This window comes from Candidatus Merdisoma sp. JLR.KK006 (genome assembly GCF_036941035.1).
Classification (GTDB): domain Bacteria; phylum Bacillota; class Clostridia; order Lachnospirales; family Lachnospiraceae; genus Laedolimicola.
Map to the genome: position 1 here is coordinate 68,623 of NZ_JAYMNS010000006.1, position 23,394 is coordinate 92,016.

Genomic DNA, 23,394 nt, shown 5'->3' on the forward strand with positions numbered 1-23,394 from the left:
ACTGATAGATGTATAAGAAAATAGTAAAAGGTATCTTTTCAGTTGGGGGCATTATATTGCTTTCAAAGCTGTTTGGATTTATAAGGCAGACAGTTTTGGCTAACCAGTTTGGTGCAACGCAAGAAACAGATATTGTTTTTTTTGCAAATGGAATCATTGATAATTTGTCAAATTTAATAACGCAATCATTGTTGGCTGCATTTGTTCCAATTTATATTGCCTTTGCTTCAGATGAAAAAGGTAAAAAAAGATTTGTTTCAAATGTTATAAAAATTTTTCTTTTAATAGCAGGAATATTTGTTATACTGAACGTTTGTTTTGCTTCTGTTATTTGCGGGATTATGGCACCAACGTATAAAGGGGAGGTATACAGGCAATTTGTAAAAGATATGAGATTATTCGCTCCAAATCTTTTTTTGAGCGTATTAATAGCTATTTATTGTGTATTACTTCGGGCAAATAAAAAATTTGTGCCAGGAGAAATGGTAGGGATTCATCAAAGTGTTATTATTATTGCTTTAAGCCTGGCACTGGGAAAAAAATATGGAATTAATATATTGGTAGCAGGAGTATATATATATTCTATTTATAATGTTGTTTATTTGGGATTTTCTAGCAGAAAATATTGTAAATTAGATTGGGATAATCCATTTAAGGATAAAAATATTCACAGGCTGCTGCAAATGATTCTGCCAATGCTGTTTGGCTATGCAGTTGTGTATATCAATCAGCAGGTAGATAAGATTCTTACTTCCGGAATAGAACAGGGAGCTTTAACAGCATTAGGTTATGGAGCGGTTCTTATTGGATTTATTACGACTTTGGCATCGTCTATCTCTACAGTAGTGTATACTTATATTGCTGAATTGATTGCAACTGGTAAAAATAAGACTGTTGCAGATATGTATTTACAAATCAGTGTAATAATGATTACCATATTTCTTCCAATTAGCGTTCTTACCATGATGAATGCTGTTGATATTGTTAGTATAGTATTTGGCAGGGGGGCATTTGACGAGAGGGCAGTGCTCAATTCGTCATATGCACTAATAGGATATGGCATATCAATTATTCCTACGATCTTCGTAGAATTATTTTGCAAATTCCAATACAGCTACTGTGATACTAAGCATCCTATGTTTAATAATGCAATTGCAATAATATTAAATATTATTCTTAGTATATTATTGTGTCCACATTATGGGATATTTGGAGTTACTTTGGCAAGTAGTCTGTCAATGATATTGTGTGCATGTTTAAATTATTTAACATCAAAAAGACATAATTTATATTTAAAGATATCGTGTTTAGTGCCGTATATTCCTCTATGGGGGTTAGGGATAAGCTTTATTATTATATGCTCAGTAAAGGGGAAAGTATTATTAGAAAATAGCAATGCATTTGTACGTCTTTTTCTAATAGGGATTATTTCAACTATTGTATATATCGTTTTTGCTGGTCCAATTATTTATTTTCTAATTAAAAAAAATGGAATAAAAATGAAAAAGGAGTAGAAGAATGGGTGATTTAAAAGGGTATGAAATTTTCAGAGATGATTTAGATAACAAAATATCTGCTCCCACATGTATTCTGATTGGAGGTGATTTTGTTCCGACAATATCTAATAAAGAGTTATTTGAAAGAGGAGATATTGAGGGATTAATGGGTAAGCTTTTAGCAGATAAATTATTAGAAGCAGATTTGAGGATATTTAATTTAGAAGTCCCAATTACAAATGCAGAAGTGAAACTGCCAAAGGCGGGAAGTCCTAATTTAAAAACTTATGAGGAAAGCATTAGTATTTTTAATTATTTAAAACCGTTGATTTTATCTGGTGCAAATAATCATATTTTTGATTATAAAGAGGATGGCATTAAAAGTACGAAAAAAATACTTTATGAAAATGATATTAAAAATGTTGGATTTGGGCTATCATCTGTGGATGCAAAAAAGCCTTTTTTTTATAATATAAATGGTGTAAAGATTGGTGTGTATGCCTGTGCGGAAAATGAATTTTGCTGTGCCACAGAAAAAAGAGGGGGTTCAAATGGATATGATCCTTTGAATTCTTTTGATGATGTAAGGACAAGTAGTAATGATTGTGATTATCAAATTGTACTTTTTCATGGCGGAAGAGAAAATTATCGATATCCCAGTCCCCAATTAAAAAAAATATGTAATAAATTTGTTGATTGTGGAGCAGACCTTGTTGTTTGTCAACATAGCCATTGCATTGGATGCTATGAGAATTATAAACAAGGATGTATTATTTACGGTCAAGGAAATTTTTTATTTGACTATAATGATAGAGAGGAATGGCAAACAGGAATATTGGTAGAAATTCTTTTTTGCAATAATACAAAACAAGTAAGAGTTTATCCAATACAAAAAGAAAATAATAAAATTGCCTTTGTGAGAGAGGATAAATTAAAAAATGAAATAATAGATGGTTTTATTGAAAGAACGGAAAATATAAAGGAAGATGATTTTCTGAAAAAAGAATATATAAGTTTTTCAAAACAGCAGTCAGATATTCTTCTATTAAGGGGAATCATGGGGATTAATAATAGGTTGATACTTGGACTAAATAAAGTTTTAAGAAATAGAATCTTACGATGTCTATTTCAAATGAAGAGAAATAGGCGCTTATTAAATTATTTAAGATGTGAATCTATACGTGAAAGTATATTGTTATTGCTAAAAGAGGAATAAAAATACAATAGAATAAAAGGAAAATAGAGATTATATTTATTTGCTTAATAGATTTAAAAAAGTGTGAGCAATACAATAAAGGTGCAAAATTGGAGTAAATTGAAGGTATGAAAAAGCAAAATTCACAAGAGGCCGAAAAAGAAATTGATTTTTATGATAAGGCACGAAAAATATATACACATGTTCCCCATATTGGAAAAAAAACGATGGAAATCACATGGGGGATGATTCCACCTACTATAAAATATGGGAAGAAATATAGAGAATATACAAAACTGTTAAATGATTCTCAATGGTGGAATAAAGAACAGCTTGAAGCATATCAAATAAAAAAATTGAAAGAGACATTAATGTATGCAAGAGAATATGTACCATTTTATAAAGAAGAATTTATGAAGAATGGGTTTGAGCCGGAATGTTTTACAGAACTTTCAGAGTTGGAAAAATTGCCGTTGATTGATAAGGATATAGTTCTTGCTAATGAAGAAAGTCTGGTCAGCAAACAATTTCCTTTGTCAAAGCTGAAAGTTCATACAACCGGTGGTACAACAGGAAAGCAGTTAAGGCTTTATATTACAAAAAATGCATATGTAGGAAGGGAACTGCCCTTTGTAGATGCTGTCTGGGGACGTATAGGATATGACAGATTTTCCTCTCGAGTTGCCCAGCTAAGAAATCAGACGCTGGAAAATGGGAAGTTATGGGAATACGATAGGAAAAACAGAGAGCTGATATTTGATGCATATCATATGAATGATGAAAATATTGGTAAGATACTTAGAAAAATTACGGAGTGGAGAGCTGAATTCTTACACACATATCCCTCATCTGTATTGATATTATGTGATTATATAAAACGAAAAGGGATAAAATATGATAATTCTTTAAAAGCATTATTATTAACGTCTGAGAATATTTATGCAGGACAGAAAGAAACTATTGAAAAATATATGAATGCCAAATGTTTTACATTTTATGGACACAGTGAAGGGGCAGCGCTGGCTGGACAATGTGAATGTTCTGAGAAATATCATATACAGAGTGAATATGGTTATATTGAACTTGTGGATGAAGAGGGAAAAGTAATTAAAGAGCCAAATAAAATAGGTGAAATAGTTTGTACAGGTTTTGATAATAAAGCTATGCCTTTAATTCGGTACAGAACAGGAGATTTTTCTTCCTATTCAGAGAAAACAACTTGTAGATGTGGGAGGCATTATACACTGTTAAATAATATTGTAGGTCGTTGGACTCAAGAGATGTTTATTGGAAAAACAGGTAATAAAATTTCAATGACAGCGCTTAACATGCATACTGACATATTTAAAAATGTTGAGAATTATCAATTTGTTCAAGATGTACCTGGAGAATGCTCTATAAGAATCGTTAAAAATGATGATTATACTTCAATGGATGAAGAAAATATATTAAAGGAACTTCAAAATAAATTTGATAATTCCATAGAAGTAAAATTTGAGTATGTGCAAGAGATTGGAAAAACTATGCGTGGAAAACAAAGATTTATCATCCAAAACATAAAAGATGAGGAATTAGTATGAAAGAAAAGAACATGGATGAGGGAAGAGTAATTTTATAGATGTCCCAAAGCCTAAACAAACCACGTTTTTTTTGGGATTATGATACTTGGAGGTATTGGCAATGAAAAAGTTTGATGTATTAAAGAGCCAAAAAGATGAAAAAGATTCTTCATTTTGTGATAGACTTATCAATCGGGCTGAAAGCCTTGCTCTGGTTGGACTGGGGTATGTGGGAATGCCTATAGCAGTGGCCTTTGCAAAGAAGGGGCTTAATGTAATTGGCTTTGATAATAACCAAGAAAAAATTGCAATATATCAAGAAGGCAAGGATCCTACAAATGAAGTAGGGGATATAGCAATAAAAGAAACAACAATGGAATTTACATCTGACGAAAAAAGACTTTCGGATGCAAAATTCATTATTGTTGCTGTACCAACACCAGTGAATATGGATCACACTCCGAACTTGTCACCAGTTGAAGGTGCAAGCAGAATTATTGGAAGAAATCTGACAAAGGGGACTATTATTGTTTATGAATCCACAGTATACCCGGGGGTAACAGAAGATGTATGTATACCTATATTGGAGCAAGAAAGCGGATTAAAGTGTGGTACTGATTTCAGAGTTGGCTATAGTCCTGAGCGAATTAATCCGGGTGACAAGGTGCATACGCTTCCGTATATCCGAAAAATTGTTTCTGGTATGGATGAAGAAAGTCTCGTAGTGATTAAAGATGTATATGACCTTATCATTGAAGCTGGGACATTTCCGGTTAGTTCAATCAAAACTGCAGAGGCAATTAAGGTAGTAGAAAATTCACAGCGCGATATTAACATTGCTTTTATGAATGAATTGGCGATGGTATTTGATCGTATGGGAATTGATACAAATGAAGTCGTAGATGGCATGAATACCAAGTGGAATGCTTTGGGATTTCGTCCAGGACTTGTAGGGGGACACTGTATTGGAGTGGATCCCTATTATTTTACTTATGAAGCTGAAAAGCTGGGATATCATAGCCAGATTATTTTGAATGGACGTATTATTAATGATTCTATGGGGATCTATGTTGCAGAGGCGGCAGTGAAGAAGATGATCGAAGCTGGACAGGCCCCAAAAAAGAGTCATGTGGTGATACTTGGACTGACATTTAAAGAGAATTGTCCAGATACAAGAAATAGTAAAGTTAATGATATTATTAGATGTTTAAATAATTATGGAATAAAACCAGATATTGTGGATCCATGGGCGTCTAAGCTAGACGCAAAAAAGGAATATGGTGTAGAACTTACAGAATTATCAAATGTTAAAGGTGTAGATTGTGTGATTGTGGCAGTTGCTCATAATGAGTTTAGGGAATTGAGTTTAGCTCAGATAAAGAAACTATTTAAATATTCTGCAGATGAAGAAAAGGTATTAATAGATGTGAAGGGATTGTATGAGATCGAAGAACTAGAGAAAAGCGGCTTAAAATATTGGCGTTTATAAGCCAAAAGCTGAATGGATAAAAGATGGAAATTTTTAGGTAAGGAGTTGAAGAAGCATTGAAGACCATAATGCTCGTATTCGGGACAAGACCCGAAGCGATTAAAATGTGCCCGCTTGTAAAAGAATTACAATCCAGAAAGGGCATAAAAACTCTAGTCTGCGTCACAGGGCAGCATAGAACAATGCTGGAACAGGTTTTGGCCGCATTTAATGTGCAGCCAGATTACGATCTTTCTATTATGAAGGACAAGCAGACGTTATTTGACATAACAACTGAAATTTTGATGAAAATCAAAGAGATTCTGGAAAATGAGAGGCCTGATGTGGTGTTGGTTCATGGAGATACAAGTACAACCTTTGCCACAGCACTGGCCTGTTTTTATTTGCAGATACCTGTAGGTCATGTGGAGGCAGGACTGCGGACATACAATATTGCATCTCCGTATCCGGAAGAATTTAACCGCCAGGCTGTGTCTATTATTTCAAAATATAATTTTGCGCCAACTAAGCTTAGTTGTGAAAATCTTATTCATGAAGGAAAAAAAGAAAATACAATTTTTATCACAGGTAATACAGCTATAGATGCATTGCAGACAACTGTTCGGGAGGATTACGCCCATCCGGAATTGGAGTGGTGCGGTGATTCCAGGCTGATATTAATCACTGCCCACAGACGTGAGAACCTGGGACAGCCTATGCAAAATATGTTCAGGGCAATAAAAAGGGTTTTGGATGAACATGAGGATGTGAAAGCGGTTTATCCCATTCATTTGAATCCGGTTGTTCGTGATATCGCCCATTCTATATTTGGCACAGATGATCGGATTCATTTGATTGAGCCTTTGGATGTGCTTGATTTTCATAATTTTATGAAACATTCTTACCTTATTCTTACTGATTCTGGAGGAATTCAGGAGGAAGCGCCTTCATTGGGCAAGCCGGTTCTGGTTATGCGTGATACAACAGAAAGGCCAGAGGGAATAGAGGCTGGGACGTTGAAGCTTGTTGGCACAGATGAAGAAGTTATATATTCTTCGTTTACAGAACTTCTTGATAATAAAGCGGCTTATGACGCTATGGCTCATGCTTCAAATCCTTACGGGGATGGGAAGGCGAGTGTTAGGATTGCAGATATTCTTGAATGTGAAGAATATTATAATATTGTGTAATTTTTTGGGAGTATATGGAAAGTTTCTGGTGACTTCTATTTCCTTAAAGGGTGTGGGAGCCAGAATTTTTGAAACAGTACAAGATATGTTTTGTTCTATCATTGGCGATGAGGCAGTAAAATCAATGACGGCCTCTAGTTTATTGTGTTAACAAGTTGTTTGATCAACATGAGAGGAAATTCAAGTATGGAATTGCATGTAGGAAGATGCCCTTGCATTCCCAAACAACATTATAATTACAACCACATTAATGAAAGAAGACACAAAGGATATAGAATTCAGGGAAAGGAAACCGAACTATATATTTTAAAAAGGCTTCACTTTCCCATACTTATCAAAAATTGCTTTCTCAAATACTTCTTTATTAGAATCAAAAAACTGTGCCAAATCTGGATTGCATTCTGTTCCCCAAAATAGTTTCGAAGCATATCTGGATATAATACATTTAAACCAAAATCCCTGAATCATTTCATCATCTGTATTCTCATGATAACAGCGTATTTCCTTATTTAACTGCATTATTGGAGCTTGATGTTTATTGGTTAACTCAATATATGTTTTTCTGTCTATGAGTCTGAAAAGTTCAGGATTTATAAAAAACAAAGGATATTGCAGTCTTGTTTTGCAGGCCTCCATGAAAACAATATTGTCATAATCGAAAGATAAATGATCCGTAAATTTATATTCATTTTCAATAAATGCTTTTGCTTTTGTAATTGGTGAAGAATAGCCAGTTTTCTTATTGATTCCTTCATAAATTATATCAATTGCCTTATTCCAGTCACTTAGTGCTCTTGGATTAAAAATATCATTTTTTTGAAGTTTCATGCATGTATCGCATTTAATGATAACTTCATTTACAGCAAAACATATATGAAAAAACCTTACAGCAGGCAGCATTATAGTAAGGTCTAATAAAGATGCATAGCTTTCCTCAAGCTGCGGTATCTGGGGAATTGGAATATTTATTGCATAATCACATATAAGGCAAAAAACAAAAATTATGAAATATTGGTCACAGCGTTCGATATTAACTACTATTGACTTAAATATGTTATATGCTTCTTGATAATAGTCTTGCTTAGTTAATATGTTTTTTACTGATTTATGAATATTGTTATCGCCAAATCTTCGCACATTAGATATCAGCTTTTTCAATTCACAATATCTTGCCTGGGCTTCTAAAATGTGATTATATCCAAAAGACACTCCATTGTCTAATTCTACAAAATAAAACTGAGGACTTGGAATTTGAATTTTACTTTTTTCAAAGTCTTTCAAGAAAGAGGAATAGAATGTGAATAAATCCTTCCCGGCAAGCTTATAATATTCAGATATAAAACTATATATTTTTCTTATTCCATAATTTGTGAAAGGCGTATTTTTAGTTATCAATTCCAGTTCCTTTTCGGAAAATCCCCCTTCCATAATCCACATTAGTAATTCTGCTTCGGATAAAGAATCAAATAGTACTTTTATGTAATCTAACTCTTTGGTTTGGTACTTACTGATTCCTAACTTATCTCTCATTAAGTATATTTTTTGATTAAATTCTTTTTCATGTTCTTCAACACAGTCAATAAATGGGGGAACAAAATCTAATTCATTAATAAAAGGTATAATGGAGTCAAGTTTTAGATCTTCTAAACATGTAATAAAAAGTCCCAATGATGTAGAAGTAAATTGGTAATAATGCATTTTTTCATGATAATATGTATAGTAATTTAACCATGATTCAACATTAGTTTCTATGGCATTTGTGTCAAAAAGGTCGAAATCCTTAATTTCTATGAATTTTGTAATAGTATCAAAGGAGCCGAATACACTATTCAGTTTCATCTTGTTGCGCATCTTCAGAAACAAACAATTCTCTGATAAGTTCATCTGTTATTATATCCTCAACTTTTAGTTTGCTGCTTTTATTGTCACATTCTATCTTTAATTTGCAGTTGCCCTTTTGTATTGAGATTACGGTATTCCCTTTTTGTATGTATTGGATTATAATTTTTTTAACAGCGGCAATAATGGCGTTTAAAGTTCCCCCGGTGATTAATAAGGTTATTATATTGTTGATTTCATTATTTAGTATTTTTTTATTTCTGATAAAAAATTTAGTCTGTTCCATTGTAACAGTTCTTATCTGCTCTGAATTCTGGTGAGACTCCAGAAAGCTATTTTTATCATCGGCTGTTTCAAAAATAAGAGTAATTTTTTCTTGCATTTTTTCCTCCGACATTTGTTCCAATATATTTATATTTTTCTTGTCAGTAGTTCTCAGTTCCATCTAAAAGGGAGTTTCCACCCCATTTTTGTCCAAAAACAAATTGACATCTGCCACACTCTTGCATTTCGTGTTAATACAAACAATAATCCCGGCATCAGCAGGAATCTTAGGATGAAGTGCAGAACACCCTGCCAGGGAAAGCGCTTTTTGAGTTTCCTTCAGGTTCATATGCGCCCCAATACAGAAAGCGGTTAATTTGTATTTGGAAGGATTTTTTGTTCCATTACAAATTGGATATACATAATTTTTACTTAAATTTGAATTTTTAATAATAACAGAAGGTGTAATATCCGGATGTTGTGAAAGATAACTATTTATAAAATCTCTTAAGGAAGTAAATGTTTTTTCTACTTTCCTTTCATTTAAAAAGTTCTGATATGATTTATGTCCCAGAGAGATATCCTCTAATTCCTCAAACAAAATAGTAGTACGAGTTTCGTTTTCTGATTTCATAGAAAATCTCCTTTCCATGGATAATGCTGGTAATAAATGATATAATCATCATAAATGATTTTTAACGGAAAGACAAGAGGAGACATGGTAATATGACATTGGAAGAACAATGCAGGCTGTCTTATTACAAAAAAATAGCAGATATCAGCACACATAAAAATGTATGTCTTGTTCAGCATGTAGAAAATAACCGGATATTTGTAAAGAAAGAGCAGGAAATCTACTGCAGGGAAGTGTATGAGTACCTGAAAGACTGTAATAACCGTTACTCCCTCCTGGTTTCAGAACAGGAGCGAGCTGGAAGATGCTGCTTGGCGGGATTAGCTATTTACTTATTTTATGGATGGGAATTTCCATGGAATTTACGAATTCAGAGGGCAGTGCTATTACTGGGTTTTACCTGTGGGCGAATCGCTTGACTTTCTTGGCATGGGTCCTGCTGACCATTGCATTTTATGCAAATTATTTTAATTTGCAAAGGCATCTGCCATTGATGAAGAGAAAATATCTTCGCTGGGCAGGATATTTTTTGTGGCCGGCTCTCTTTTTGGTTATGTTGGTTTTCATTCTTGTACTCATTGGCGGATAAAGATTGTGCTGGCAGCACACCAATATGAAATTTGAATGTAGTATACTTTCTTCAACGACAGAAAAGAAGGGAGGTGCTACAAATGCCGTACCCCATTATTAATAAGGAAAAGACGGATGGTCATTGGAATGAGGTTCATACTACCACATGTACGTATAAGCCATCCTATCAGAATCAACATGATCTTGGCTGGCACGCAGATGAAATTGATGCAGTAGCCTTTGCAAAGAAAAATGGCTATCCGGATGCAGATGGATGCTATTATTGTTGTGAAAGAGCCCATCGAGGGTAAGTATGAATGGAGAGAGCAGGCAGCAGGTCCGGTAAGAGGAGTGCTGCCTGCTTTTGTACACAGGAATCCATGACTATATCAATATTTACAATAATATCCAGCCGATATGTGATACCTATAAGAAATAGAGTTTACTGCTGGAAGCCATGGGACGCAGGTTGGTATTGATGGAAAAATAGTGATAGAACAGGGATAAATATCTTTCAAATAAGATGCAAATAGAAAATTATGTTATTATATAGCGATATAAAGTTTTGGTTTCGAAAGAATATGGGATATTTGAGGTCAAAAACAGTCAATTCGAGGATGAGTAGTCAAAAATGCAAATAGTATGGTATAATTCTTAAAGAAAGTATCAGATTCAGACCAGGAAAAGTGAACGGCTTTATACAAAAGATAAAACTGCTCTGAATTTGATTCTTTCCAAATTTCTAATTATGATAATCCGATGCCATTGACAGCACTTTAAATGGATGTGGTACAATAAATAATAATACATTCAAAAGTATTAACTCAGAAGAAAGGCAGGCTTGGCCAATGACTCATAATCCTGAAGTGAGGAATGCGGTTATCCTTGCAAGTGGTTATGGAAGACGTATGAAGCGAAAAGAGCGTTTCCCGTCGAAGCCAATGACACCAATTAACAAAAAACCGTTAATTTCATATGTGATTGACATGCTGATAGAGGGAGGAATTGAAAAGATATATATTGTCTATCATTCTGTAACTGCAGATGTTTTAAAACTTCTTGACTATTCTGCCTGCTATGCCAAATACCTAGAATTTATTGAAGAAGATGTACAAAAGGGAACCTTATTAACCTTTTCGAGGGTAAAAGATTATATTTCCCCCCCGTTTTTAATGACTTTTGAGGATATTGTTGCGGGTAAGAGCGATTTTGTCAATATGTTGGATTTGGGGAAAAGAAATATTGCCAAAGATGCAGATTTGATTATTCAGACGGTAAGTGAGCCGTCGATTCTTTCTGAGAAAGCGTTCCTCACAGAACAAGGAAGAGTTGTCAGATACAAAAAAAATGGTATTGTTGATGAAGCGAGCGCAGCTCAAAGAAAAAAATATGGCGGAATGGTGTATCTTTGGCTGAGTAATCCGTTTTCGCTCATGGACAGATATTTATCGGAGCAAAATTATAAATTTTCTTCTTTTTTAGAAGAGTATATTCAAAATCATACAGTGTATGAAATGCCCATTAATGATATGTGGGATATAGATACGTCGGAGGCAGTGATGTTAACAGAAGAATTATTGGAGAAGTGGGGTGACTGGAATGCCGGTATTGAGTGATGTTGATCTTCGAAAAGTAATGGAAGAGGATGAAGGAATCATAATTCTTAATATGCGTGAGAAAAGTATTACAGGCGCAGGGTACGATCTTACGATTGGCTTTATTCGTGATGCTGATACAGGCAGGATACCGGAAACATGCCCGAATGACAATAATAGATACACTCTTTTACCCGGGCATAGGTATTTGGTGATCAGTAAGGAGTTTTTGTATCTGTCATCCCGATATATGGCGACGCTGCATTCACGCGGTTCTTATGCCCTTAAGGGACTGCTGGTGACATCGACAACAATTGATCCCAATTATGCAGGATGTATAGCCGGTTCACTGTTTAATTGTTCTTCTAAAGAGGTTTATATTAAAAAGAATAATCAATTTGTAACTATGGTAATTCATGAGCTTTGCACATCAACGGAAACATTTATACAAAAAAATGAACATGGGAGGCCTATGGATACACAGGAGACATTTCATGGCAAGTTTCCCAATATTCATCCCAGAGCATGTGAAGCGGGTGATGCATTTTATGGGAGAATCAGGAAGGAAATAGAATATGAATATGAAGCAGCCCGAGAGAGAATGTTTACAAAGGCTCAGAAGAATAGAGCCCCAAGTATCAAGACATCATTAGATGAGTATATTGGGGGAGATATACCTTTGCAAGGAGATTCTCAAGAAGCTGAACAGGCGTACAGGCAAAGAAAAAGAATCACATTTTTGATTGGAAATGGATTTGATTTAAATATCGGATTGGATACAAGATATAGGGATTTTTACGATTTTTACATAAAAAAACATGAACATGATGATGACATGCTGGCGAAGGAAATAAAGGGAAATATTGAAAACTGGTCAGACTTAGAGTCAGATTTAGGAAAGTTTACAGGAAAGGTGCTGCCGGAATATGAGGAAGAGTTTTGGAAAAGTGAAGAGACCTTAGAAAATGATCTTGCGTTTTATCTGGAAGAACAGATGAAAAGAGTCTCCTTAAAGGGGGAGCGAAAGCGAAGAGATATAGCGTATAAAATGCAAAACTCATTAACAAAGTTCCATGAGACACTCTCAGAGATTTTAAGGAAACAAATAGTGAGGATTTTCTTTGATACAAATGCTCCCATAGAGTATTCTTTTATATCGTTTAATTATACGGATGCGCTGGATCAATACCTAAGGACTGCCACTGAGCGCTTCCTGATTCAGCTTTTTCCGGGAGAGGGCGAAGAGGTACTGCATATTCATGGGACATTAACTGATGATATGGTATTGGGAGTTGATGATGAAGAGCAGATTGCAAATAGAGAGTTTAGCAGCAATGCCACAAACAAGCAGCGTCTAATAAAGGAAGAGATAAATCGGATTTGCGGGAATACGAGAATAGAGAAAGCACGTGATATTATTGCAGGAAGCAGTATAATCTGCATTTATGGGATGTCCATTGGGGAAACAGATAAGATGTGGTGGCAATGCATTGCTAAGTGGCTCCAAGGCGATGATTCCAGAAAGCTGATTATTTTTGCAAGAGATAGTGAGAGGTCTGGAAATAGAAAGTATTCAAATATATGTAAAGATAAGATGAAGAAGAAATTCAGAGATAATATCAAAATGATTTATGAGTGGGAACAGATAAAAGATCAAATTTATGTGGAGGTAAATGCAAATATTTTTGATTTTGGGTCTTTATAATATGACATAGTTGATGAGTTGTGTTGATATTTTAAGACAAAATGTGTCTGCATTTCTGGTATAATACGTATTCGGGGTCAAAAACATTCAATTCGAGGACAAATAGTCAAAAGCGGAAATAGTATGTTATAATTATGATGGTATCTCAATAAGAACGAGAGAGTTTTAATACGAAAGATAAAATCTATCCTTGGAGACAGGGAGGAAAGTTGAAGAAGATTTTATGCTGAAGATAGCAGTATTAGATGATCAAGAAGAGTATGTAAAGAAGATTCGCGATTTGATCACGCAGAGCATGCAGAACTTAGGCGTTCCGTACAGATTCAAGAAATATACTCAGGCGAAGGAATTGCTTTCCGATTTGCAGGAAAAAGAATATTTTGATATCTATTTGCTGGATGTGGAGATGCCGGAGATGTCTGGTCTGGAGGTTGCCAGACAAATTCGGAAGGAATGCTGGGGACCTATTATCATTTATATTACGAATTATGTTGAATATGCAGTGGAGGCCTTTGAGGTAAACGCTTATCGCTACATACCAAAGAGTATGTTGGAAGAGCAATTGCCGAAGGCCTTGGCGGCGTTGATTGCACAATTGGAGAAAGTAGAGGATGAAGTCTATAAGGTTGAAAAGGGCTATCAATTTGAACGAATTCCGCACCAGGAAATCTATTACCTGAAAAAGGAAGAAAAATATGTGCTGATTGTCCATAAGAGGGGAAAAAGCAGAGTAAGAAAGACTCTGGCAGAGATGATGGAAGACTTAGGTTGCAGCGATTACTTTATAAAGATTGACAGGAGTTACGTAGTCAATGTCCTGCACATTATGTCGTTGAAGGAACAGCAGATTTTACTGCGAGATGGGAGCAGACTGCCTGTCAGCAAGCCGAGATTGGTGCAGGTGAAACGGGAAATTTTGGAATACTGGCGGTGATGGTGGATGCTGTTGTTTTTGTGTTACAGCTTTGTTCATTTTATAGAAATGTTTTTGGGAATTTGGATTATTCATAAAATATATCCTGAGCCAAGGTTTCAGTCTAAAGCAATGAGATTATTAGGAGGGAGCGTATTTTTAGCAGTAGCCCTTTTAGTTGTAGATAATGCTTGGAAATCCTATATATCTAATGTTGCTATACCTTCAAATATTATTTTATGCACACTTTCTTATATTTTATGCTTTAAATGTTCTTTGAGTGCTATATTGGTGTGGGAAAGCTTTTATAGTATTATGATTTCGCTTTTGAAGATGCCAATATTAATTTTGATAGGGTTGCTACAGCATAAAGTTTTAAGCCAAGTAAATAGGGAAGTTCGAAATTTTGCAGAGATATTATGGTGTTTTCTAATAGAAATTTTAATATTTTTGTTGATTAAAAAACGAAAAGATATTATAAAATTACTAAAAATATTGTTATTCAGGTATAAGAAACTTTTAATAACTGTTTTTGGTATAGAATGGTGTATGTTGACATATAGCATGTATTTAGGAAAAGAAGGTTTTACATTTATCGATTTTGTATTACATCTGATTTTTATTATATGTGCAGTTTTGTTAATGCTTTATTTAATGTTAAATATTCTTTATCGAGAAATAAAAAGTGAAAATATAATATTAGATACAATACAGAGCAATTTGCAGAATCAAAATGATAAATTACAAACTTATTATAATCAAAATAATCAACAACTGCATGACATAAAGCATATAATGATTTATCTTAGAAATTGCTTGGAAAGTGGAAAAGCAGAGGAAGCGTTAGCACAAGTTTGTGAATTTACGGATAACCTGATAGCAATGGAACGAAAGATATGGACGGGATTTTCTTTTCTTGATTTTGTTATAAATTCTAAAAAACTTGAAATGGATGATAAAAAAATTGACTTTGAGTTGGAAGTAGATTTGTATGAGGTACCCTTTAAAGATGCTGAATTAGGAGTAATACTCGGGAACTTACTTGATAATGCCATTGAAGCATCACAAAAGTGTGAAATAAATAAAAGAAAAGTTTTTTTAAGGATTTGTAATCGAAACGAAATTTTTTTGTTGTGTTTATATAATAATAGTGTGCAGATGCCAGTTTTGAAGGATGATAGATTTGTAACAACCAAAGAGGATAATTATGCTCATGGATTGGGGGTGGAAAGTGTAAAACGTATTGTAGAAAAATATAATGGTAACATTAGCTTTCAATACGATGATGAGCATTTTGAAGTTGATATTTTAATTTAGGAGGTATTTGACTATGAAAAACGAGAATGAAGCTATTGGTAACCTTTTGAGTGAATTGGAAGAAGCAGAGAGAGTTAGTGTAATACCAGAAGAGGGAACTTACTCAATAACTTATGATTATGGATCACTTTATACTTTATTATGCTGTAATCCGTAAGAAAACATCTGTCGATTTCTAGTATAAGCAATTATTAATTGGTAAAGAAATGTAGGTGTTTTTTAGGATATTGTAGTGAATTAAGCCCCTCCTTTCATAATACTATTTGGTTTAGTGTTGTGAAGGGAGGGGTTTGCCTGTAGGATAAAGAAATCAAGAGGAAATAAAATTTTGCTGAGATTTTTCTTAAAGTAGAATCTTTACATCATAGAGGAGAATGTATGAGTTATAAAAACGTGATAAAAGAAAACACTGCTTTTTGGCAAAAAGTTTTAGGTACAGAAATCTGTAATCGTTTATTAGATAACGAAGCAGATAGACACACAACAAAAGGAAACGTAGCAGAAGAAGCCCCTGTTCTTCCTTTAATAGAACCTTATTATAGAAAAGCACTTACAGAAGCAGTGCAAGGGGAGAGCGAGATCTTGCAGGAAGGCTCATTCTCCCAATTCTACTGTATATTTATAAAAACCGCTTTTTTTTATTGGAGTACACAAAGTAGATGTTTTTTTAAAAACGATTGGAAAAATATTACAGAGAACCTATACAAAAGAATCGAAAAGATACCCATAAAGGTTCTGATTCAGGATATTCATGACTGCAAAGAAAAAGGGCTTTTGAGTGGCAAAAACAGCGAAGAAGAATACGAGGATTATCAAAAAAGATTTATGGGTAATCCTGCTTATATAGATAACCTTTGCGAAAATTATTTGGAAATGAAGAGACTGCTATTCCTGCAAATCTACCAAACCATAGGAATTATGTGGGAAGTTGAGGTGGCATTACAAAGAGATAAAGAAGTTTTGATAGAGCAGCTTTGCTCTGGACATGATTTTCAAAATATTATTCGCATGGATACCAACCTATCGGACTGCCACAGAGGCGGCAGGACCATTGTCAAAATTCTTCTGGACAATGGAGTTACACTTATCTATAAACCTCACAACCTGCAAAAAGAGAATTTGTTTGAACAAATACATGCAGAATTCTTGGCTTGGTGCGGCCTGACAGAAAAAAAGTTTCATATTATAAATAGGGATGCTTATGGATGGGAGGAATATATAGAGAAGACCGGTTGCGACAGCATAGAAGAAGTGGAGCGGTATTTTGAGAGAACAGGAATCCTTTTGTTCCTTTGTTACATAATGGGAGCAACGGATATTCATGGAGAAAACCTTTTAGCATCAGGAGAGTATCCGATGCTTTTGGATTTGGAGACATTTCCCGGATGCAGGCAGCAGAAAGAGGTGCATAATGCAGAGCAGATGATAAGAGAAGAAATCAGCGGCTCCGTACTTTGTACAGGACTTCTTCCTGTTGTAGCTTGGGGAAATCAGGAGGCGGGAGTGATAGTAAATGCACTTCATAAAAACAGCAGAGAAATGACGCCTTTTCGTCTGCCTATGGTCTGTCAGCCCAAAAGCTCAGAGATTCATATTGAGTATCGACCTGTAGAAATCAAGCTCAGCGGCAGCCTTCCGGTATTTCAAAATAGGGAAATGAATCCGGCGGATTTTGAGGAATGGATTTGCAAAGGATTTGCAGAGGCCTATGATTGCATGCTGGAGCAGAAGCAGAAAATGACAGAAATCCTTGAGCGATTATTTGCATATGAAGGCAGATGTCTGCTTCGGCATACACAGCAGTACAGCATGATTTTAAATATGTCTTTATTTCCGGAGTTTTTGAAAAGTAAAGAGAAAAGAGAGCTGTTTTTGTATGTGCTTGATAAGCAAAATTTGTGCCCTTCAGTTCATGCTTATGAGCGTTGCGCCTTAGCTTACATGGATATTCCTATTTTTTATGCAAAGGGAAGGGCTTTGATGGATGGGAACGGAGGAAGGTATCCGGAATATTTTACCGGCTCTCCCTATGAAGCTTGGAGTAAAAAGGTAAAGGAATTAGGATGGAAGGATAAGAAGGAGCAGCTACGGTTTATAAGATTATCTCTGGCATTGCTGAGAGAGCAAAAAAGGGATCAATGGGATGCTGAACGGACAGATGAGCGAGAGACGGTCATTTCAAGAGAAGATCTACTCTGGCAGATAGCGGATACTGTTTGCCGTATGGCTGTTATTTATGGAGCAGATGAGGATATTAATTGGAGCGGACTGAGGTTTTTTGATGAAAAAAGCTGGAGCTTTGTACCGCATGGCATTTATTTATATGACGGGATTGGCGGCGTGGCTGTTTTTTTTGCAATGGTATTAAAGAGGTATCCCGAAGCAGCTTTTGAAAGAATCTATAAGATGGTGACAAAAAAGCTTTTTAGCTATACAAAAAGCCTTTTGAAGGATGAGAAAAAGTCAGAATCTTCTCATACGGGAGCTTTTATTGGGGAGGGTTCTGTAGTTTATACATACTTGCTGCTTTATAAGATTACTCAAAGACAGATCTATTTAGACTATGCCAAAATGCACAGCGAGATATTATTTAAGAAAATGGAAGCAGAAAAGACCTCTGATTTATTGTCTGGTCTGTCTGGGGCGATTGTTGTGCTACTGAAGCTTTTTCGGGAAACGGGAGAAGAACGGTTTTTGAAAGCTGCGGTAGAGCAGGGAGAGTGTTTATGGGAACGGGCTGAGCGGCAAAAGATGGGGTATGGATTCCCTGGTGCAATGGAGGGGAAGGCTTTGTCCGGAATGGCTCATGGCAATAGTGGTCATATTCTGGCATATTCTTATTTGCTGGAGATTACAGGGGAATGTTGCTATCAGGAAAGAATCAGTGAGCTTCTTGCGTATGAAGATAGTTTGTATTCGGAGGAAGCTGGAAATTGGAGGGATTTGCGGAAGGAGGATTCGGGGAGAAAGGATCTTAATGCATGGTGTCATGGGGCGGCGGGGATTCTTTTGTCCAGGATGAAGCTAAAGCATTTGAAGGAATTTCGGGATTGCGCTGAGGTTCAGAGGGATATGGGGCGGTGTGTTGAGGCGCTACGCTTGTGTCCGGAGACGGAGTCGGTTTGTTTGTGTCATGGACTGGCTGGAATGTGTTGGATTATTGGGCATTATCTTAAGGAATATCGAGATGAGATACTGGAAGAGAAACAGGAAAGGCTGCTGAATCGGATTTTGCGGATGTGGGAGAAAGGGGAGGGAATGCTTCCGCAAGAGTATTATCAGGTTTCTTTGATGACTGGGATCACGGGGGTTGGTGTGACATTATGTGATGAGGATTATGGGTTGTTAAGTTAAAGGAATTGGATAAAGGTGAAATATTGAATAAGGATTATTTTTTAATAAAAAAGAAGAGTTGTAGGGGCAGAATTAAGATTTAGGATTATATTGCTTTATGAGATAATTGGGGAAGGAGAGAATCTCTTCTTTCCTTTTTAGCTGAATTTTAAGCAATTTATGATGTAAGGAACAAGAGAAATACTATTTTTCTTTGTAGCAAAAATTTTCGAGGTCAAAAATAGACAAATGAGGGATAAGTGAATTTTAGGGTGTTGAAAGATGCTATAATTTATAAAAATGAATAAATATTTTAGTGCGTGCATGTTAGTTCTATTTTTAATTGTTAAACTTATATGACAAAAGGGGGATTATCAAAAATGAAATACCAATATGATATTGCATTATCTTTTGCAACAGAAAATCAGGATTTGGTTGAAAAAGTATATCATTATCTAAGAGCAGAAGAAATAACAGTTTTTTTTGCACCATCTCCAGAATGTCAAAGGATCTTAAGCGGAAGAAGTCAACGAGAAGTATTCTATGAAATTTTTGCATTAAAAGCTAAGTATGTGGCGCTATTTGTTTCAGAATTTTATTTAGGGAGAGAAGTGCCTATGGAAGAAGCGAGTATAGCTTTTGCAAAGCATGGAGATAGAGGAAGTGTTATACCTGTTTATTTGGATGGAACTGTTTTGCCAACATATATGTTTAATCCAAAAAATCAGAACTATTTTAGATCAAATAATGTGGTTGAAATTGCAGTACATTTGGCAGAAAAAATAAAGTCAAACAAAAGTAATAATGAAGAAGGTGCTATGAGATGTGGAAAACAGGAAAGTAATGTCAGAATAGTAGGTAATAGAGCGCAAAAGCAGGTTTTTATTAATGAACTAAAAGGACATATAGAGCTATGAATACTGAAGATGAAAAGAGTGAGGATATTTTAAAATCAGAAGAAACGGAAAGCTTGGAAGAGCTGACACAACAAAAACGTTCTGAAAAAGAATTTTGTGCAGAAAATAATACTGCCCAAACACAGATTTTTATTAATAGCATGAATGGGGACTTAAACTGGGGCTATAGAAAAATTATGGAGGAAGTAGAGAAACAAAAGCGTAAAAAGGAGTTTGACTTGAGGGAACGGGAAGAATGTGCCGAATTTGTAGAAAGGTTTCGAGACAGTGAATATTTGGCTTTAGCATTGATTCTTTGTGTTTTTGAGGCGATGGCAGTGAGTGAACTTCCTGAATTGAAATCAGGACTTTTAGGATGCCTTCCAATAACACCTAACGGGGATAACGAATCAAGAGAGAGGACAAATCAGGACCCTTACTTATCATTGAATACAATATTAAATGTGATTGGAGGACATCAGTTTATTACAGAGGATGGTCAAAAATGTGTAAGTCTTGGAGAAAATTCTGTTCAGGCATTGAATAATATCTTGGAACAGTTCCCGACACTGCGTAATTCGGTTGTTTGCTGGCTCCTTGAATTGAGTGATAAATACATGTGCAGAACAGCGTTTGATGCTTATCAGATAGCTATGGCTTTTGCAAGGGTTATTTCGCTTGATATTGCAGATGCAAAGAGTAGAATTTTTCCACGGATGTATTCAAATCCAGGTAATGCTGAATTGTTGGGAACATTGGCATATGTATTATATCAAGATACCGAATGCAGGAGAGATATAAAAGAAATTCTTTCTCAATGGGTGAAATCGGATAGCAGATGGTTTTGGAAAGCAGCGAGTATGACATGTTTATTTCTAGTGAAAGATAATGAAGAGTTTCCTTATGAGGAGGATTTGAAAAGAGCAATTAAGAGAAATTTATCGTATATTCAAAACAATGAGTGGATGTTTCTAAGAGAACTTCTTTTTTCCTCCAAATATTTTAGGACGATGATTGCAGAAATATTTGCAAAAACGAATAGTGAAATAAAGAGCAGGAATGGAAAGACGGAATTGGCCAGACAGTATATTAATTTGATTAGACGTTGCTACTATAAAGTTAATTCGATTTTAGTTGAATTGCCTCTTGTAGCATGTGATGCAAAAAAACAACAAAAGTTCCTTTCTGAGATTGTAAAAAAAGTAATGTCAGAATATTATTTACGCAAACAGTTGTATATTTTATTGGAGGCATATTTAAAAGAAATATCTTCTTATACTTGTTCTGAAGATGTACTTAATCATATTTCGGCATATTTTTATAATATGGCATTATCTGATTTAGAGTATCAACAGGATGTGCTTTCTTTTCTGAAAAACTGTCAGAATTCTGTTTCGGAACAAATCTATAAACGCTTGTATATTGCATATGATAATAAAAGGAGAGTTGGATTAACATGAATGAATTTGAAAATAAGCTTATTTTAAAAGAAGAAAGATATGAGAGTGGACTGTTTCCTCAGATCCCTAATTTTAGGAAGCGAGGCTCTGCCTTTGTACTTACGGAAGGTAGTAATGATGATATTCTGGTTACAGAGCATACCACAACAAAGCAAATTAGGAAGGGAAAATATAATATGCTTATTGAAATATCTACGCTTCCCTATATGAAAGAACTTACATTTACTTCACCAAGTAAGGAAGCAGCATATTCTTTTGATGTATATGTGAAGGCTGTGATACAAGTGGATGATCCAATTCGCTTTTATGAAAACAGAAATCTTGATGTGGATGCATACTTTAATAATCTGTTTTTGCTTGATGTTAAAAAAGTTACACGGCGCTATAGTATTTTGAGCTATGATGGAATGGATAATGAATTAACTAGAAAACTCTCTTCTTATAATACTATTGATGCAGCTACAGGGTTTAGCTATACAATATCAGTAGTTGATGCACAGCCAGGAGAACAGGCGCAGGAATATGTAGAAAGGTATAGTAAGCAGCAATTAGATGCCAGCTTGAAAAAGAATGCAAGAGAATTGTCAAAGGGATTTTCAGTTATTTTTGAAGAAGCAGTTATGACAGAGGTGGCAGAAGGCAGACTGTCTGAGATGGAAGCAATTGTTAAAATTCAGGAGTATAACAATTCTAACTTTGAGACAAAGATGAATCAGTTAAATAAATTGAGAGAAGACGGATTAATTACCGATAAATATGCAAGAGATTCTATAAAAACGGCATTGAGAAGATCTGGGCTAAATGGACTGCCAGAACAGGAAGATGCATATTCAGAGTACCAAGAAGGAAATGATTCTGAGTTTGATGATTTTTACGAAGAAGAGGAATAACTGATTATGGTGGAGATATTATCATTATCTATTTGTGAACGTGCAGCCTTGGTATTGGCATTTCCATTATTAATATGGTTCATTTTGGGACGGTGTATAATGTGGGGAGCATCTCTAGCGCCTTTTGTACTAAGAAAAGTTTTTCAACTTTTTTATGAATTAGTTGAGACATTGGTGGCATACGTGCATGGAAGAATGGGTGCTGATTTTTATAAAACAAGCAATATGCTTTCAGCAGGAGGAAAGAAAGTTAATACGAAATTATCGAATTGGTACCAGGCGTGGCACAGACCGAAAAAGGCATATAGGGGAATAGCAGTGTTTATTTATTTGCTTTGCGTTGTACTTATTGGTATTCCTTCATTATTTGGAACAAATATCCATTTCCTTGGCTTCTGCCAAAGCCGATATCTTTTGTGTGAAGAAGTTTTAGTTGGATGGTTTGAGGAACAGGGATGGTACGAATCAGAGGCGGATGTAGTTATGAATAATGGGGAATTTGTGGAAACGGAGGATACAATAAATGCGGAATATTCTGAGATAATACTTAATGTTTCAGGTGTGAAAAGTGCTCTTCTAATAAGAAATAGTCCGTCTATAGATGCGGAAGAAAAATTGGGACGGCTTTATAACGGTGATCAGGTTATTTGGAACGGACAATTGACATTTTCAAAGGGTGAAAATGACAAGGTGGAACCTTGGGTGAAAATTGTTACATCTGATGGAATAGAGGGTTGGAGCCGGATGCTATATCTTTTACCAGAAGAGTATGAAAATATAATGTTTCATGTTAAAAAACAGGAAAATTAATTTTTTTATATAGTTTATTAATTGTGGCTTACTTTTATAATAAATTGCTAAATTGGCCTACTGATAGACTTATGGAGATAGATATTTAGTTTTTCTAAAATTTTAAAATGGTGGCTGAATGATTTTGAACGAGCTATTAACTTGTTGTTTGGAAAAAAGCCAAAACACTCATATAAAGTTTTATTAACATTTTCTTTTTGTTTTTCCTTTGGAATAGATTTGTTTTCTGTTTTGATGAGTTGCCTGTTATATATTTTTAA

Annotated in this window: 20 protein-coding genes; 17 read left to right on the top strand and 3 right to left on the bottom strand. The window is 35.0% G+C overall.

The features are described from left to right. The first annotated feature begins 8 nt into the window (after positions 1-8). From murJ to wecB, 5 genes are all read left to right on the top strand, one after another. Positions 9-1,514 carry a murein biosynthesis integral membrane protein MurJ gene (gene murJ / locus VSQ61_RS07035; protein ID WP_334343731.1) on the top strand — a complete coding sequence of 502 codons (1,506 nt, stop codon included), beginning with the start codon at positions 9-11 and terminating at the stop codon, positions 1,512-1,514. Between the two features lie 4 nt (positions 1,515-1,518). Next, complete coding sequence (locus tag VSQ61_RS07040) at positions 1,519-2,712, top strand: CapA family protein (RefSeq protein WP_334343732.1); 1,194 nt, start codon at positions 1,519-1,521, stop codon at positions 2,710-2,712. A gap of 107 nt (positions 2,713-2,819) precedes the next feature. Next, positions 2,820-4,271, top strand: coding sequence for a phenylacetate--CoA ligase family protein (locus VSQ61_RS07045; protein ID WP_334343733.1), 1,452 nt, complete (start codon positions 2,820-2,822; stop codon positions 4,269-4,271). A 100-nt stretch (positions 4,272-4,371) separates the two neighbouring features. Beyond that, positions 4,372-5,739: a nucleotide sugar dehydrogenase gene (locus tag VSQ61_RS07050; protein WP_334343734.1), complete on the top strand. Its 1,368-nt coding sequence runs from the start codon at positions 4,372-4,374 to the stop codon at positions 5,737-5,739. Positions 5,740-5,795: 56 nt separating this feature from the next. Beyond that, positions 5,796-6,908, top strand: a complete 1,113-nt coding sequence (gene wecB / locus VSQ61_RS07055; RefSeq protein WP_334343735.1) for a non-hydrolyzing UDP-N-acetylglucosamine 2-epimerase — start codon at positions 5,796-5,798, stop codon at positions 6,906-6,908. Positions 6,909-7,214: 306 nt separating this feature from the next. Here the strand turns inward: wecB and VSQ61_RS07060 are convergent, their stop codons facing one another. The 3 genes from VSQ61_RS07060 to VSQ61_RS07070 are packed head-to-tail and all read right to left on the bottom strand — an operon-like array spanning position 7,215 to position 9,645. Then, positions 7,215-8,747 (bottom strand): hypothetical protein, encoded by a 1,533-nt coding sequence (locus VSQ61_RS07060; RefSeq protein WP_334343736.1) that lies wholly within the window; start codon positions 8,745-8,747, stop codon positions 7,215-7,217. After that, positions 8,734-9,192 carry a hypothetical protein gene (locus VSQ61_RS07065; protein WP_334343737.1) on the bottom strand — a complete coding sequence of 153 codons (459 nt, stop codon included), beginning with the start codon at positions 9,190-9,192 and terminating at the stop codon, positions 8,734-8,736. Before VSQ61_RS07065 ends, VSQ61_RS07060 begins: the two co-directional genes overlap by 14 nt. Further along, positions 9,193-9,645: a hypothetical protein gene (locus tag VSQ61_RS07070; protein WP_334343738.1), complete on the bottom strand. Its 453-nt coding sequence runs from the start codon at positions 9,643-9,645 to the stop codon at positions 9,193-9,195. A gap of 92 nt (positions 9,646-9,737) precedes the next feature. Here VSQ61_RS07070 and VSQ61_RS07075 point away from each other — a divergent pair, with 92 nt between their 5' ends. From VSQ61_RS07075 to VSQ61_RS07130, 12 genes are all read left to right on the top strand, one after another. Beyond that, positions 9,738-10,064: a hypothetical protein gene (locus VSQ61_RS07075; protein WP_334343739.1), complete on the top strand. Its 327-nt coding sequence runs from the start codon at positions 9,738-9,740 to the stop codon at positions 10,062-10,064. A gap of 252 nt (positions 10,065-10,316) precedes the next feature. After that, a complete protein-coding gene (locus VSQ61_RS07080; protein WP_334343740.1) occupies positions 10,317-10,526 on the top strand; it encodes a hypothetical protein in 210 nt (69 codons plus the stop codon). Between the two features lie 537 nt (positions 10,527-11,063). Then, the gene (locus VSQ61_RS07085; protein WP_334343741.1) at positions 11,064-11,831 is read left to right on the top strand and encodes an NTP transferase domain-containing protein; all 768 of its coding nucleotides are present in this window, start codon (positions 11,064-11,066) and stop codon (positions 11,829-11,831) included. Then, entirely contained in the window at positions 11,815-13,515 is a 1,701-nt protein-coding gene (locus VSQ61_RS07090) for an AbiH family protein (RefSeq protein ID WP_334343742.1), read from the top strand. Before VSQ61_RS07085 ends, VSQ61_RS07090 begins: the two co-directional genes overlap by 17 nt. Before the next feature lie 223 nt (positions 13,516-13,738). Next, a complete protein-coding gene (locus tag VSQ61_RS07095; RefSeq protein ID WP_334343743.1) occupies positions 13,739-14,449 on the top strand; it encodes a LytR/AlgR family response regulator transcription factor in 711 nt (236 codons plus the stop codon). 6 nt (positions 14,450-14,455) lie between these two features. Next, positions 14,456-15,745, top strand: coding sequence for an ATP-binding protein (locus VSQ61_RS07100; RefSeq protein ID WP_334343744.1), 1,290 nt, complete (start codon positions 14,456-14,458; stop codon positions 15,743-15,745). 13 nt (positions 15,746-15,758) lie between these two features. Next, complete coding sequence (locus VSQ61_RS07105; protein ID WP_334343745.1) at positions 15,759-15,902, top strand: hypothetical protein; 144 nt, start codon at positions 15,759-15,761, stop codon at positions 15,900-15,902. 221 nt (positions 15,903-16,123) lie between these two features. After that, positions 16,124-19,099, top strand: a complete 2,976-nt coding sequence (gene lanM / locus VSQ61_RS07110; protein WP_334343746.1) for a type 2 lanthipeptide synthetase LanM — start codon at positions 16,124-16,126, stop codon at positions 19,097-19,099. A 359-nt stretch (positions 19,100-19,458) separates the two neighbouring features. After that, complete coding sequence (locus VSQ61_RS07115; RefSeq protein WP_334343747.1) at positions 19,459-19,995, top strand: TIR domain-containing protein; 537 nt, start codon at positions 19,459-19,461, stop codon at positions 19,993-19,995. Continuing rightward, the gene (locus VSQ61_RS07120; protein ID WP_334343748.1) at positions 19,992-21,434 is read left to right on the top strand and encodes a hypothetical protein; all 1,443 of its coding nucleotides are present in this window, start codon (positions 19,992-19,994) and stop codon (positions 21,432-21,434) included. The genes VSQ61_RS07115 and VSQ61_RS07120 overlap by 4 nt, the downstream gene beginning before the upstream one ends. Beyond that, positions 21,431-22,324: a hypothetical protein gene (locus VSQ61_RS07125; protein ID WP_334343749.1), complete on the top strand. Its 894-nt coding sequence runs from the start codon at positions 21,431-21,433 to the stop codon at positions 22,322-22,324. Before VSQ61_RS07120 ends, VSQ61_RS07125 begins: the two co-directional genes overlap by 4 nt. Before the next feature lie 6 nt (positions 22,325-22,330). Beyond that, positions 22,331-23,134 (top strand): SH3 domain-containing protein, encoded by an 804-nt coding sequence (locus tag VSQ61_RS07130; protein WP_334343750.1) that lies wholly within the window; start codon positions 22,331-22,333, stop codon positions 23,132-23,134. The last annotated feature ends 260 nt before the right edge of the window (positions 23,135-23,394 follow it).